Source organism: Sulfurospirillum deleyianum DSM 6946, from assembly GCF_000024885.1.
GTDB lineage: Bacteria > Campylobacterota > Campylobacteria > Campylobacterales > Sulfurospirillaceae > Sulfurospirillum > Sulfurospirillum deleyianum.
Genome location: NC_013512.1, coordinates 1,361,831 through 1,375,118, shown reverse-complemented (window position 1 = coordinate 1,375,118; position 13,288 = coordinate 1,361,831). Strand labels below are relative to the sequence as shown.

The 13,288-nt window shown below is 38.1% G+C and carries 13 protein-coding genes; 5 read left to right on the top strand and 8 right to left on the bottom strand.

Features of this window, described 5'->3' with window-relative positions:
• Positions 1-18: 18 nt before the first annotated feature.
• A complete protein-coding gene (gene dnaK, locus SDEL_RS06880; protein ID WP_012857129.1) occupies positions 19-1,899 on the top strand; it encodes a molecular chaperone DnaK in 1,881 nt (626 codons plus the stop codon).
• A gap of 126 nt (positions 1,900-2,025) precedes the next feature.
• A complete protein-coding gene (locus tag SDEL_RS06875) occupies positions 2,026-3,051 on the top strand; it encodes an HD-GYP domain-containing protein (protein WP_012857128.1) in 1,026 nt (341 codons plus the stop codon).
• Here SDEL_RS06875 and ppk2 read toward each other — a convergent pair.
• On the bottom strand, positions 3,023-3,904 hold the full coding sequence (gene ppk2 / locus SDEL_RS06870; protein WP_012857127.1) for a polyphosphate kinase 2: 882 nt from the start codon (positions 3,902-3,904) through the stop codon (positions 3,023-3,025). The two genes, SDEL_RS06875 and ppk2, sit on opposite strands and share 29 nt — an antisense overlap.
• Positions 3,905-4,000: 96 nt before the next feature.
• On the opposite strand from ppk2, the gene dsbD reads away from it, so the two are divergent.
• Positions 4,001-5,734 carry a protein-disulfide reductase DsbD gene (gene dsbD, locus SDEL_RS06865; RefSeq protein WP_012857126.1) on the top strand — a complete coding sequence of 578 codons (1,734 nt, stop codon included), beginning with the start codon at positions 4,001-4,003 and terminating at the stop codon, positions 5,732-5,734.
• Positions 5,735-5,744: 10 nt separating this feature from the next.
• On the top strand, positions 5,745-6,035 hold the full coding sequence (locus tag SDEL_RS06860; RefSeq protein ID WP_041666540.1) for a hypothetical protein: 291 nt from the start codon (positions 5,745-5,747) through the stop codon (positions 6,033-6,035).
• 23 nt (positions 6,036-6,058) lie between these two features.
• Here the strand turns inward: SDEL_RS06860 and kdsB are convergent, their stop codons facing one another.
• Genes kdsB through SDEL_RS06830 form a run of 6 tightly spaced genes read right to left on the bottom strand, consistent with a single transcriptional unit; the run spans position 6,059 to position 12,006 of the window.
• On the bottom strand, positions 6,059-6,772 hold the full coding sequence (gene kdsB / locus SDEL_RS06855) for a 3-deoxy-manno-octulosonate cytidylyltransferase (RefSeq protein WP_012857124.1): 714 nt from the start codon (positions 6,770-6,772) through the stop codon (positions 6,059-6,061).
• Entirely contained in the window at positions 6,769-8,265 is a 1,497-nt protein-coding gene (gene thrC / locus SDEL_RS06850) for a threonine synthase (RefSeq protein ID WP_012857123.1), read from the bottom strand. Before thrC ends, kdsB begins: the two co-directional genes overlap by 4 nt.
• 10 nt (positions 8,266-8,275) lie before the next feature.
• Positions 8,276-9,127, bottom strand: a complete 852-nt coding sequence (gene argB, locus SDEL_RS06845; protein ID WP_012857122.1) for an acetylglutamate kinase — start codon at positions 9,125-9,127, stop codon at positions 8,276-8,278.
• A gap of 37 nt (positions 9,128-9,164) precedes the next feature.
• Positions 9,165-10,103 carry a tetraacyldisaccharide 4'-kinase gene (locus tag SDEL_RS06840; protein ID WP_012857121.1) on the bottom strand — a complete coding sequence of 313 codons (939 nt, stop codon included), beginning with the start codon at positions 10,101-10,103 and terminating at the stop codon, positions 9,165-9,167.
• Positions 10,096-11,229 carry a DegT/DnrJ/EryC1/StrS family aminotransferase gene (locus tag SDEL_RS06835; protein WP_012857120.1) on the bottom strand — a complete coding sequence of 378 codons (1,134 nt, stop codon included), beginning with the start codon at positions 11,227-11,229 and terminating at the stop codon, positions 10,096-10,098. Before SDEL_RS06835 ends, SDEL_RS06840 begins: the two co-directional genes overlap by 8 nt.
• 9 nt (positions 11,230-11,238) lie before the next feature.
• Complete coding sequence (locus SDEL_RS06830) at positions 11,239-12,006, bottom strand: NAD+ synthase (RefSeq protein ID WP_041666535.1); 768 nt, start codon at positions 12,004-12,006, stop codon at positions 11,239-11,241.
• A 138-nt stretch (positions 12,007-12,144) separates the two neighbouring features.
• Between SDEL_RS06830 and SDEL_RS06825 the strand changes: the two genes are divergently transcribed.
• The gene (locus SDEL_RS06825; protein WP_012857118.1) at positions 12,145-12,738 is read left to right on the top strand and encodes an MBL fold metallo-hydrolase; all 594 of its coding nucleotides are present in this window, start codon (positions 12,145-12,147) and stop codon (positions 12,736-12,738) included.
• On the opposite strand, the gene SDEL_RS06820 is transcribed toward SDEL_RS06825, so the two are convergent.
• The gene (locus tag SDEL_RS06820; protein WP_012857117.1) at positions 12,733-13,275 is read right to left on the bottom strand and encodes a thioesterase; all 543 of its coding nucleotides are present in this window, start codon (positions 13,273-13,275) and stop codon (positions 12,733-12,735) included. The genes SDEL_RS06825 and SDEL_RS06820 overlap by 6 nt on opposite strands.
• Between the last annotated feature and the right edge of the window lie 13 nt (positions 13,276-13,288).

Sequence of the window (13,288 nt, the reverse complement as noted above, 5' to 3'; positions counted from 1 at the left end):
AAAATCAAAGGATAAAAAATGGGAAAAGTGATTGGAATCGATTTAGGAACAACGAATTCATGTGTGAGTGTTTATGAAAGAGGGGAGAGCAAAGTTATCCCTAATAAAGAGGGTAAAAATACCACCCCATCTGTTGTTGCATTTACGGATAAAGAAGAGGTTTTAGTCGGTGATACCGCCAAACGTCAAGCAGTGACCAACCCAAAACGTACTATTTATTCTATTAAACGTATTATGGGTTTAATGAGCAATGAAGAAAAAGCAGGTGAGGCTAAAAAACGTCTTCCTTATGCGGTTGTTGATAGAAATGGTGCATGTGCGATTGAAATTGATGGCAAGGTATTTACACCACAAGAGATCAGTGCAAAAGTGTTGATGAAACTTAAAGAAGATGCAGAAAGTTTTCTGGGTGAAGAGGTAACCGATGCTGTTATTACCGTTCCTGCTTACTTTAACGACTCTCAGCGAAAAGCGACCAAAGAAGCGGGTACGATTGCAGGTCTTAATGTTCTAAGAATTATCAATGAGCCAACAGCGGCAGCACTTGCGTATGGTTTAGATAAAAAAGAGGCTGAGAAAATTGTTGTTTATGACTTGGGTGGTGGTACATTTGACGTAACGGTACTTGAGACAGGCGATAATGTTGTTGAAGTTCTCTCAACCGGTGGTGATGCATTTTTAGGTGGTGATGACTTTGATAACCGTTTAATTGATTGGTTAGTCACAGAATTTAAAAATGAGAATGGTATTGATTTGAAAGCGGATGTTATGGCACTTCAACGTCTTAAAGAAGCAGCTGAAAATGCGAAAAAAGAGCTTTCATCTTCTAACGAGACAGAGATTAACTTGCCATTTATTACAGCCGATGCCACAGGTCCTAAGCACTTGGTTAAAAAAATTACTCGTGCAAAATTTGAGTCAATGATTGAAGATTTAGTCGCCCTTACGATTAAAAAAATCAAAGAAGTTGTGAATGATTCTGATTTGAAAAAAGGGGAGATTAAAGAGATTGTTATGGTCGGTGGATCAACACGTGTTCCTTTAGTTCAACAAAAAGTAAAAGAGTTCTTTGAAAAAGAGCTGAACAAATCCGTCAATCCTGATGAAGTGGTCGCCATTGGTGCTGCGATTCAAGGTGCGGTTATTAAAGGTGATGTGAAAGATATTCTTCTGTTAGATGTTACGCCACTCAGCCTTGGTATTGAGACATTAGGTGGCGTTATGACGAAGTTGATTGAGAAGGGAACCACCATTCCTGTTAAAAAATCTCAAGTCTTCTCAACCGCAGAAGATAATCAACCGGCTGTGACCATTCATGCCCTTCAAGGTGAGCGTGAGTTTGCAAGGGACAACAAATCATTAGGTCAGTTCAATCTTGACAATATACCACCTGCACCTCGTGGTGTGCCACAAATCGAAGTCTCTTTTGACATTGACGCCAATGGTATTTTAACCGTTTCTGCAAAAGATAAAGCCACTGGTAAAGCGCAAGAGATTAAAATCTCTGGTAGTTCAGGTTTGGATGATGCTGAAATCGAGAGAATGGTTAAAGATGCAGAGCTTCATAAAGAAGAGGATAAAAAACGTAAAGAAGCCGTTGATGCAAGAAATCAAGCAGATGCATTAGCACACCAAACTGAGAAATCTTTAGGTGAAATGGGCGATGCAATCAGTGCTGAAGAGAAAGCAAAAATCGAAGCAGCACTTAAAGAGCTTAAAGATGTTCTCGCCAATGAGAGTGCAAGTAAAGATGAGATTGATGCAAAAGTAAAATCGTTAAGTGAAGCAAGTCATAAATTGGCTGAAGCGATGTATAAAAAAGAGCAAGGTGGGGCTTCTGATAGTGAGCAACCAAAAGCTAAAAAAGATGACGATGTTATCGACGCTGAAGTAGAATAACCGCTTTTACATGTAAAAGGTTTTGCCCCATTGGGGCAACCTTTTCTTATAATCCTCATTTTTATCTCCTCCTTGTGATACAATATCTTTCATAAAAAGCAGTGAAGCGTATAAAGGTATTGGTCGATGGCAAAAGTCATTAAAATCTTTCTCAAACAAGGGTTTACTCCCATTGATAAACGTCTCTTAAAACGTGGAACATGCCTAAATTTTGATTGTTATATTCAGCGATTTAACGGGTTTGCTATTGTAATTGAGAAAGGTACGTTTTTAAGTGAACGTATTTATGCTACATTGATTAAACGTCACTTGCATATTTATGTACACAATCGTGATTATTCTGATTATCAGGCGTATTGTCTTGAGCATGGCTCCAAACTTTGTACCTTGATGGATGAAGAGGAGGTTTCCTATATTCAAGCATGTGAAAACGCCTTAGGAATTTCGAAAATTACAGCATACACGCAAAATATCACTGAAAAACTCAATGCTATTTATGAAAATTCAAAAGTTCTTTTTGATGTATGGTTAAAGCAAAAGGAAGAAACGCTTCCGCTAGATGCTCTTGAATCGCTTGTCAATGAGTTGGTTTTTTTGGTGAATGAGTATCGTATTAGGCTTTCTCATTTCAATACTTTTTTAGATGAAAGGGATTTGCTCTCGGCACATTTGGTTAAGGTTGCTTTTTTTAGCGCACTCTTAGGCGCACATATGGGGATTAACCCAGTCACCCAAAAAAAGCTTGTTTTGGCTGCAATGCTACATGACATTGGAAAATGTGAGTTGGATGAAGCGCTTTTAGCTAAGCCTGATTTTTTAAATCCAAAAGAAATCGAGATGATGCAACGTCATGTTGAGTTGAGTGTGGAGCGTGTGAAAAAGAGTGGGATCAGAGATCGGGTCATTTTAAATGCGATTAAAGATCACCATGAACGCCTTGATGGTAGTGGTTATCCACGAGGACGTATAGGAATTTATATAGGTTCTTTTGCAAAAGTGATTGCGATTTGCGATATGTTTGATGCGTTAATTACGAACAAGCCTTATCGTGGCGCTTATAGCACCTATAACGCCCTTGCTTTAATGCGTGATGAGGGAAAAAATAAGTTAGATACCGAATACATCAAACTTTTAATTTCCCATTTGTGTTAATAAACTTCTTTACATGTAATAAAAAATCTGTTCCTGATTGGACGATTTTTGGGTCTGCTTTGAGTGCCTTTTTATGAATTTTTTGTGGGTATTCTACATTTTTGAGAATATATTTGATGGTATTGAGCCTTGCACTTTTTTTATCATCAGAGTGAATAATAATCCATGGAGCATAGGGTTTGTGTGAGGCAAGAATCATACTTTGCTTCGCTTGTGTATACTGATCCCATAACTCCTGTGCTTTTTCATCGACAGGTGAGAGTTTAAACTGTTTAAGAGGGTCATTTTTACGTTCTAAAAAGCGTTTGGCTTGTTCCTCTTTGCTCACAGAAAAATAAAATTTAAAGAGCATAATCCCTGCATTGGTCAGCATTTTTTCAAAAGTGGGTACTTCACGTAAAAATTCTTGATGCTCTTTTGGCGTACAAAACCCCATGATAGGCTCAACACCTGCTCGATTGTACCATGAACGGTCAAAAAAAACGATTTCACCTGCAGAAGGAAGATGTGCAACATAGCGTTGAAAATACCATTGTGTGCGTTCTGTATCGGAAGGTTTGGAGAGCGCTACGATTCTAGCACCTCTGGGATTGAGATGTTCTGTCATCCGTTTAATGGTACCACCTTTACCTGCTGCGTCACGCCCTTCAATGAGAATGAGTACTTTAAGTCCCTTTTCTTTGACATCATTTTGAAATTTTAACAGTTCTATTTGAAGGATTTTAAGCTCTTTTTCATAGGCAATGTCACTTTTTTTAACCCACAGTTGAACCTTCTCTTCTTTTTCTGTGTTCTGTGAATGAACAATCTCTTCTGGTTTATAGAGAATCTCGTTATGCTTCTTTTTACTCATGGATACTCCTTTATCAAAATAGCATACTCTTTTTAATTTAAAAAAGATTTATGCTTCTTCGCTACAATAAAGAATATTTTTTAAAAAGGTGACTTTGTGCAACAGTTTATCCGCTTTTTTATCCTTTTCTTTTTTTCCTTCTCCTTGGCGTTTAGTGCTCAGACATCAAAAGTTTTGAGTGTTGAAGAGGCGTTTAAGATTCTTTTCTCTCAAGAGAGTGAAGGCATTGCGATTGATGTTACACTTGGTGAGGGTATTTACCTTTATGATACTAAAATTAAGCTCGAAATTACGCAGCCTAAAGTCGTGGATATTACAGCATTGGTGGAACGCCCTAAAGCGCAGATGTACCATGAGAGTCTTGTACAGCACAACTCTTTTACGTTAAAAATTCCTTTTGCACTTTTGAAAGAACAACACATAGATGCAAAAAATGTGACCTTCAAACTCTCTTATCAAGGGTGTTCAACGCAAGGTATCTGTTATCAGCCATTAAGTCAAGAGTTTCGTTTTTCGACACAAAGTGTTTCAGCTTCTAACTCTTTATCGGAACAAGACCACATTACACAACAACTCATGCAAGGAGACAGAGCATGGGTGTTGCTCAGTTTTTTTGGATTTGGATTGCTCTTATCTTTAACACCGTGTGTTTTTCCTATGATACCGATTCTTTCTTCTATCATTATTTCTCAGCCAAATAGTAATATGAGTGCTAAAAAAGGGTTTATGCTCTCTTTAGTGTATGTGTTGGCAATGGCATGTGCTTATACAATCGCAGGGGTTTTAGCTGCTTTATTTGGCGCAAATCTTCAAGCTTCCATGCAAAATCCGTGGGTCATCTCCTTTTTTAGTGCTATTTTTCTCTTTTTAGCGCTTTCAATGTTTGGATTTTATGAGCTTAAAATGCCCTCTTTTATTCAAAATAAGGTGAGTAAAAAAACAGGAGAGGCTCAAACGCAAGGTATTGTTGGAATTGCTATTATGGGATTTCTCTCCGCATTGATTGTAGGACCGTGTGTGGCTGCTCCATTAGCTGGAGCGCTGATGTATATTGGTCAAAGTGGAGATGTCCTCTTAGGCGGTTCGGCACTTTTTGTGATGAGTGTTGGTATGGGAACGCCTTTGTTAATGATTGGGACAACAGCAGGGCGTTACATGCCAAAACCTGGCGTGTGGATGCAACGGGTGAGTACACTGTTTGGCATTATGCTCTTAGGCGTAGCGTTGTGGATGCTCTCACGTATTATTCCTGCTTCTTTGAATATGGTATTATGGAGTCTTTTGCTCGTCAGTACGGCGATTTATTTTGGTGCGCTTGAGTCTGCTAAAGAGGGTTGGGGAAGGCTTTTCAAAAGTTTTTGGTTGTTCTGTTTGGTCTATGGTATTTTAATTTTTGTTGGTTTTGTTAGTGGGGCAACGAATCCTTTACGTCCTTTGGAAACATTAACATCTAAAACCTCAGTTGAAACGAGTCCATCCTCGCCTTTTACGAAAGTAAAAAGCCTTGAAGAACTCAAGGTGGCGCTTCAAGCATCAAAAAAACCTGTCATGTTAGATTTTTATGCCGATTGGTGTGTGAATTGTGTTGAGTTTGACGAGTTGACATTTAGGGATGAACGGGTGAAAGCAAAACTAGCTCATTTTACATTGTTAAAAGCCGATGTGACTTATAATACTCCTGAAGATAAAGCCCTTCAAAAGGCGTTTAATATTTATGGTCCTCCTGCAATTTTGTTTTTTAAAGAAGGAAAGGAAGTCCATGAATTACGCTTGGTTGGCTTTAAAAATGCCGATGAATTTTTGGCACATTTAGATAAGTTAGGAGTGTAATATCGTGGCAATGCATGTGGTTTTAATTGTAGAGGTTGAGGGATTAAAAAATAGAGAAGTTTTTGAAAAACATTTGAAAAAAGAGGGATTTACACCTATCACTGGTGAAGAATTTGCCTATGAAGGTGATACATCAACACATCTTTTTAGTACCCGTGCGTTTGTTTTAGAGGTCACGGAAAAGGGTTTAAAAAAATCAGGTTTTGATGCGTGTAAAATCATGTTTCAAGTCGGTGAAAATCCTATGGAAGCCTATGTTTATAATCTTGAAAAAGAGAGTTATGAAGAGGTTAAACTCTAAAAGAGGTAAAGAGCAAAAGCTCTTTACTGTTTCATTTGAAAAAAAGTGAGTGCTCTTTTTAAATCTTCTGGCGTGTCAATCCCAAAACTCTGACTTTCCACTTCAACCATCGCAATGGTGTATCCATGGTATAAGGCACGCAGTTGCTCTAGTTTTTCGATATGCTCAAGAGGCGCATACGGTAGAGAACAAAATGTTTCAAGCGATTTTTTACGAAACGCATAAATGCCTAGATGTCCAAAATAGCCATCAAATCCACCTTCTCTATCATAGGGAATAGGGCTTCTGGAAAAATAGATGGCTTGATGATTGACGTCCAAAATCACTTTGACGAGATTCGGGTCTTTTACATGTAAAGATGAAATTTTCTTACAGGCACTGGTTATCATTGCATCTGTTACTTTGGCTTTTTCAATCACCTTTTGGACAACAGCTTCTTCAATAAATGGCTCGTCAGCTTGGACATTAATAATAATTTCATCTTCACTTAAGCCTAGTTTTGAAGCAGCTTCGTTAATTCTATCCGTACCACTTTGATGTTCTTGTGAGGTTAAAATAGCTTTAAAACCATACTTCTGTGCCAACGTGACTACTTCTTGAGTATCTGCGGCAATAGCGACATCATCAAGATTTTGTACACGTTTTGCTGTTGCAATAACCATGGGAAGTCCATGAATGTCAGCGAGTATTTTATTGGGAAAACGTGTAGAAGCAAGGCGTGCAGGGATAATAATCACTTGCACTCCTTTTTACATGTAAGGTTTAAAAACTCAAAAATCTCTGCTTCAATCGCTTCTTTATGGACAACTTTGTCATGAATCACGGGTTGATTAAAAAGGGCATGAATGGATGCTGGAATCTTTACATGTAAAGAGTGTTCGATACCAACAAGCGCCTCTTTGTCACTGTATTTTTTCGTGTCTTGATTGAGTGCATTCATCATGGTTGGCGCAAATTTTGTCCACTCTGCTGTGGAGCAAAGCACACATGGCAATGGTTTTGCTTTAAGTGCTTGATAGGCTTTAAGGCATGTTGCGGTGTGTGGATCCATAATGTACCCTTTGTTCGCATAGTGATGAATTTGCTCTTTTCCAAAGCTATCATCGCAATACACTGCTTCAAAATCCTCTCTAAGAAGGGCTAATTCATCAGCGTTTAGGGTATAGATTTTTTCTTCTTTCAATGCTTCCATACATGCTTTAGTGCGAGAGGCACCGAATTTATCAAATAAAACACGCTCTACATTGGATGAAATGAGAATATCCATGGCAGGAGAAGTGGTTTGAAGTAAGTGACGATGGCGAAGGTCATACACACCTGTGGTAATCAAGTCTGTTAAAATGTTATTGATATTGGACGCAATAAGAATTTTCTCAATCGGCAATCCCATTTTCTTTGCATAATACGCACCCAAAGCATTTCCAAAATTTCCACTAGGAATAATGGTATAAAAAGGATGGCCATTTTTGATTTTTTCTTGCTTTAAAAGTGCAATATAGGCATAAATATGGTAGATAATTTGAAAAATAATACGCCCAAAATTGACCGAATTTGCCGCACTGAGTTTAATCTCTTTAGCTTCAAGTGCCTCTTTAAAAGTAGAAGAGGCGAGTAAAGTTTTGAGGGCACTTTGTGCATCATCAAAATTTCCATGAATCCCTAAAACTTTGACATTGGTACTTGTTTGTGTGGTCATCTGAAGGCGTTGTACATCGCTGGTTCCTCCATCAGGGTAAAGACAGACAACATTGATGTTGGGTTTGTTCGCAAAGGTATCAAGTGTTGCAGGACCTGTGTCTCCGCTGGTTGCGGCTAAAATAAGGTATTTTTCATTGAGCTTTTGCGCAAGATGAGAAAGGATATATCCAAAAGGTTGCAGTGCCATATCTTTAAAGGCACGAGTTGGTCCATGGTAGAGCTCATTAACGAAGAGGTCATCTTCAATTTGCACCAATGGGGTAGGCTCATGTGCATCATCAAAGGCATCATACAGAGCAACTGCCTTTTGCATAACTTCTTTTTCAATGTCAATTTGGAACAGGTTTAAAATATCCAGAGTAATCTCTTTATAACTTTTTTTTGCAGCATTTTCAAAAAAATGTGCATCCAGTTTAGGGAGAGTTTCAGGAACATACAATCCTCCAAAACTTGCACTTGGATGTAAAATTGCATAGGAAAAAGGGACTTTTTGAGGTTTGATACCATCGTTTCCACGGGTTTCGATAAACATTATGATTTCCTTATTCTTTGATGATGGTACCAATACCATCTTTGGTAAACAGTTCTAATAAAATAGAGTGCTCAATACGCCCATCAATAATATGTGCGCACTCAACGCCTCCACGAATGGTCTCTAAGCAAGCATCTAATTTTGGAATCATTCCTCCGCTTATCGTGCCATCTTTCTTCAATGCTTTAATTTTTGTTTTATCTAAGCTTGAGATAAGATTGCCTTCTTTATCTAGGACACCTTGGGTATCTGTGAGAAAAATAATCTTTTTCGCTTGCAAGGCAACGGCAATTTTACTGGCTGCTAAATCCGCATTAATGTTGTAGCCTGGATGGTTGACATCATCTCCTGCGGCGATGGGTGCAATGACAGGAATAAATTTTTCACGGATAAGATGTTTAATCACTTTTTTATCAATTTTGGTAATGTCACCTACGCGTCCATATTTACCATCATCCATAGGTTTGGCATGGATAAAGTTGGCATCTTTTCCTGTAATTCCAATCGCTTTTGCACCATGATGATTTAAAAGGGTTGTAATCTCTTTGTTAATACTTCCGCTTAAAACCATTTCAACGACTTCCATCACTTGGTCATCCGTCACACGAAGACCATCGATAAAATTACTTTTGACTTCTAATTTATCGAGAAGTGCGTTGATCTTTTTACCACCACCATGAACGATAATAGGTTTAATGCCGACAAGATAAAGTAGAACAATATCTTGTGCAAACTTTTCTTTGAGTTCTGGATTGATTTGAGCAGCACCACCATACTTAATCACAATCGTTTTTTTACTAAATTGTTTGATGTACGGAAGGGCATCCAATAAAATTTGTGCTTGTTGAATTTTTTTGTGCACGATGTATCCTTTAGGATCATAGATGAGAGGATTTATTTTAGCTTAGGTGAGCTAAAAGTGTGTTGATGTTTCCCTTCGTTTGTTCTGAAATCTCAATATCTAGCTTGAGTATGGAGAGAGGAATATCAAAGGTTGTCATTTTAACAGCATCTTTTTGCGTCGTTAATATCGAACTGGCTTGATGTGTCTCAAGAAGGGAGAGAAGCTCTTTTTCGGTGTACATGTAATGGTCTTCAAAGGCAATTTTACCAATCACATTCTCAGGGAGGTAGGCATCAAGTCTGCTGGGTTTAGAAATAGCCGTGACTAAAAGCATACGTGATGTAGGATTGAGAATCGTAACATGGCGAGTAAAATCGTTTTCCTCTGAAATGATGAGATCCGCACGTTCATATAAAAAACGGGGTTCGCGATACGGACCACTTGGAAGGCAAAACGTATTCGTGGGTTCAGGGTAGGGCCTCATTAAAATATCAATTTTGGCAATAGTACTTTTCGAAAAGCCATCATCTAAAAAAATGAGTTTCACACCCCGTTTTTTTGCAAAACGAATCGCTTCAATGCGGTCTTCACTCACAATAACTGTTGCTTTAGGGAGTGATTTGGCATAGAGCATGGCTTCATCCCCACTTGCCATGGTATCGCATAAAACTTGACCTCTATCAGAGACTAAGATAAGACCTTTAGATTTGCGACCATACCCTCGAAGAATAATGCCAACATTTTCATATTCGTGTGCTAAGGCAATACAAAAAGGTGTTTTTCCATTGCCTCCAACGGTTAAATTTCCAATGCTAATAATAGGAATATTAAAAGAGCGTTGGTGTTTTTCTCCTTGATAGCGCTTCCATAAAACAATTCCACAGTAGATAACACTAAAGGGCAATAGAAGATAAGAGAGAAATTTTTGAAAAAAAGAGGAGGGGTAAAAGAGATACTCTTCTACCCATAAAATAAGACGGGATCTTTTAGTCACGGCTTTTAGCAATCTCTTTGATTTGCTCACAAATATAGAGTACATCTTTGTCATTGAGACTACAGTAAATAGGCAATGATAAAATTTGTTGATAATTGCTTAAGGCTCTTGGGAAATCATTGACACGTAAGTTGTACTTCTGTTTATAATAGCTTAGTAAATGCATAGGAATATAGTGTAATGCAGTATAAATGCCACGTTCTTTAAGCTCTTTGGCAAAATTATCTCGATTTTTATCAATTTTGATAATGTATTGAGAGTAGATATGATCTCGTTTTTTCACAGGAGTTGAGACATGTGGGCACGATGCAAGTTCACGGTTGTAGATATCTGCAATTTCCAAACGTCTCTCAATAAACTGTTCATTTTTTTCCAACTGACCAATCGCAAAAGCGGCATTGAGTTCATTTAGGTCGTATTTAAGACCAATATCAACGACGTCATAGACATAACCTAAGTTACCAAATTTATCCCAACCTTCTCCTACGATGGCATGATTGCGAAGCAATCTCGCACGACTGGCAAGTTCAGGGTCTTTTGTCGTTAACATACCTGTACTTGAAATCGAATAGTTTGCTTGTGGGTTAAAACGAAAAACCGTAATATCCGCTTCTAAAGAGCCGATTTTTTTATTTTTATAGGTTGAACCAAGGGCTGCTGTTGCGTCTTCAACGATTTTAATATCGTACTCTTTTGCCAGTGCATAAATTTTATCCAGTTCAGCAGGTTGTCCTGCAACATGGCTGATAAAAGCCCCTTTGAGTTTTTTAGCCGTATTGTTTTTGAGGATATTTTCAAGTTGCTCGACGTCAATGTTAAAATCATCTTTATCAATATCTACAAAAATAGGTTCTGCGTCAAAATGCCTAATGACTTCAGCAACAGAGGGAAACGCATTGACAGAACAGATGATTTTATCACCCCGTTTAAGGTCTAAGGCACACATAGCAAGATGCATTGCCGCTGTTCCATTAACGGTTGAAATAGCATCACCACACGGAATGTACTTCATGAACTCTTGCTCTAAAGTAACAACTTTATTTGCTTTTTCTAAATCCAAAACCTCGTTGATTAACGCTTTTTCTCTTTGGTCGATAAATGGTTTATAAAATGGTATTTCTTTCATAAGATTCCTTTAGTGTATTGCTGATATGTCGGCTATTAGTGGGAGTTTACCTTTGAACGCATTTTTTGTCATACGCTCAAAGATCATGGAAACCAGTGTTGCATCAAAGCCTAAAGCAAGAAGTTCTTCTTTACTTTTGTGCTCTTTTAAATACGTCAATAAAACTTTATCAATCTGCGCATAACTAAACCCAAACTCTTCCTCATCCTTTTGACCTTCCCACAAATCAGCAGAAGGTGCTTTGTTGAGAATAGAAGAGGGGACACCTAAGTGTTCTGCAAAGGCAAAAATTTCTGTTTTTAAGAGTTCTCCGATAGGATTGAGAGCACACGCAAGGTCTCCAAAAATCGTTCCATATCCGAGTAAAATTTCACTTTTATTGCTTGTTCCTAGAACCAAAGCATGCTCTCGTGCAGCGATATCATATAAAACAGCCATACGCATCCGTGCACAAAAGTTTCCAATACGCAGTTTTGACGCATGTGGGTCATTGTGAAAGTAACTCTCTGCGAGTGCTCCAATGGGTATCCTCTCAACACGAATAGCAAATTTTTCACACAGTTCCGTGGCATGTTCTAAACTTGCCTTGCTTGAAGTGGAGGAAGGGAGCATAAGAGCTAAAAAATTCTCTTTGAATGCTTTTTGTGCCAAGACCGCAACCACAGCAGAATCAACACCACCACTAATCCCTACGATAACGTTCGAAAAACCTGCTTTTTTAACCTCGTGTTGTAAAAAAGTGATGAGGTGATTTTCGAGTGATGCATATGTCTTCACAATAATGACCTTTATTGGCGTAGTTTTTTGAATCATTATACAAAACCTACAATTAATGCATTCTTTTAAGGTTTGCGGATTCAAGCTTAAATGTGATAAAATCACTCCGAATTTTATCATACTTTAGAGAGTTTAGAAATGCAAATTAAAAGTAAAGCGTGTGGTGCGTATGCGACCAATTGTTATATTGTCTTTATTCATGGAAAAGAGTTAATTATTGACCCCGGTGTCAATGCAACATCGTGGGTTTTAGCGGAAGTGAAAAATCCTGTGGCGATTTTAAACACCCATGGTCATTTTGATCATGTTTGGAGCAATGAAGCATTGTCTAAAACACTGCATATTCCTATTTATGCCCCTAAAGAGGATTGTTTTATGTTGGAAAATGATCCTTTTTTGCAAGGAACGCCTTCTAGTAAAGCTGATGTCTGTGTAGAACCCGATGAAAAATTGGATATTGCAGGGATTGAGGTCTCTTTTTTGCATTTTCCTGGACATACACCAGGATGCAGTGCGATTTTGATAGAAGATGCCCTTTTTAGTGGAGATTTTATCTTTAAAAATTCGATTGGAAGGTATGATTTTCCGTACAGTGATGCAAAGCAGATGCGACATAGTTTAGAAAAATTTTTACACCTTGAGGAAGCATGGAAGATTTACCCTGGACATGGGGCATCGACAACACTTCAAAGTGAACGTCAAAATATACCCCAGTGGCTTCGTGTTTTATGAAAAGTCTTTACCTTGCATACTGGCTTGAAGTTCATCAATTTTTGTTTTCAAAATATGATTTTCAAGAATAATAGCGTGAAATAAGCCCTCAAAGACTTTGATTTCATTGATAAATCCTACGACTTTGATTTCACGTTTACGGGCTTCTTCAAAACGTCCTTGTGCTTCTAAGACAATAAGGTCTCCCACTTTGGCGGGTGCAAAAAATTTGCTTTTGCACCCAATAATCACGATATTTTCTTCATTAACTGCTGCAATGGCAGCGTATTCGGCTGCACCAAAAATAAATCCGCTGTGAATGAGTCCAAATTCATCCACACTCATCTCGTGCGTGGTTTGTAAGATAACTTTTGCTTTATTTTTTTTGAGTTCGACCAATGAGCCAGAAAACGTTGTTTTGATTTTTTGATGGGTTTTAAGTTCATCGTTAAGAAAGGTACCATCATTTAAAAGCTCCTCGACACTCTCTGTTTCATCTTCAAAAGAGGGAATTTTATCGAGGGCTTCTTGTGCTAAGCTCATTTTGTTTTTTGCCATTTAAAGCATCCTT

Excerpts from the sequence above, each read along its gene's own strand:
- dnaK (WP_012857129.1), top strand. The coding sequence starts at position 19 with ATGGGAAAAGTGATTGGAATCGATTTAGGAACAACGAATTCATGTGTG.
- SDEL_RS06875 (WP_012857128.1), top strand. The coding sequence starts at position 2,026 with ATGGCAAAAGTCATTAAAATCTTTCTCAAACAAGGGTTTACTCCCATT.
- ppk2 (WP_012857127.1), bottom strand. The coding sequence starts at position 3,904 with ATGAGTAAAAAGAAGCATAACGAGATTCTCTATAAACCAGAAGAGATT.
- SDEL_RS06860 (WP_041666540.1), top strand. The coding sequence starts at position 5,745 with ATGCATGTGGTTTTAATTGTAGAGGTTGAGGGATTAAAAAATAGAGAA.
- thrC (WP_012857123.1), bottom strand. The coding sequence starts at position 8,265 with ATGTTTATCGAAACCCGTGGAAACGATGGTATCAAACCTCAAAAAGTC.
- SDEL_RS06835 (WP_012857120.1), bottom strand. The coding sequence starts at position 11,229 with ATGAAAGAAATACCATTTTATAAACCATTTATCGACCAAAGAGAAAAA.
- SDEL_RS06825 (WP_012857118.1), top strand. The coding sequence starts at position 12,145 with ATGCAAATTAAAAGTAAAGCGTGTGGTGCGTATGCGACCAATTGTTAT.
- SDEL_RS06820 (WP_012857117.1), bottom strand. The coding sequence starts at position 13,275 with ATGGCAAAAAACAAAATGAGCTTAGCACAAGAAGCCCTCGATAAAATT.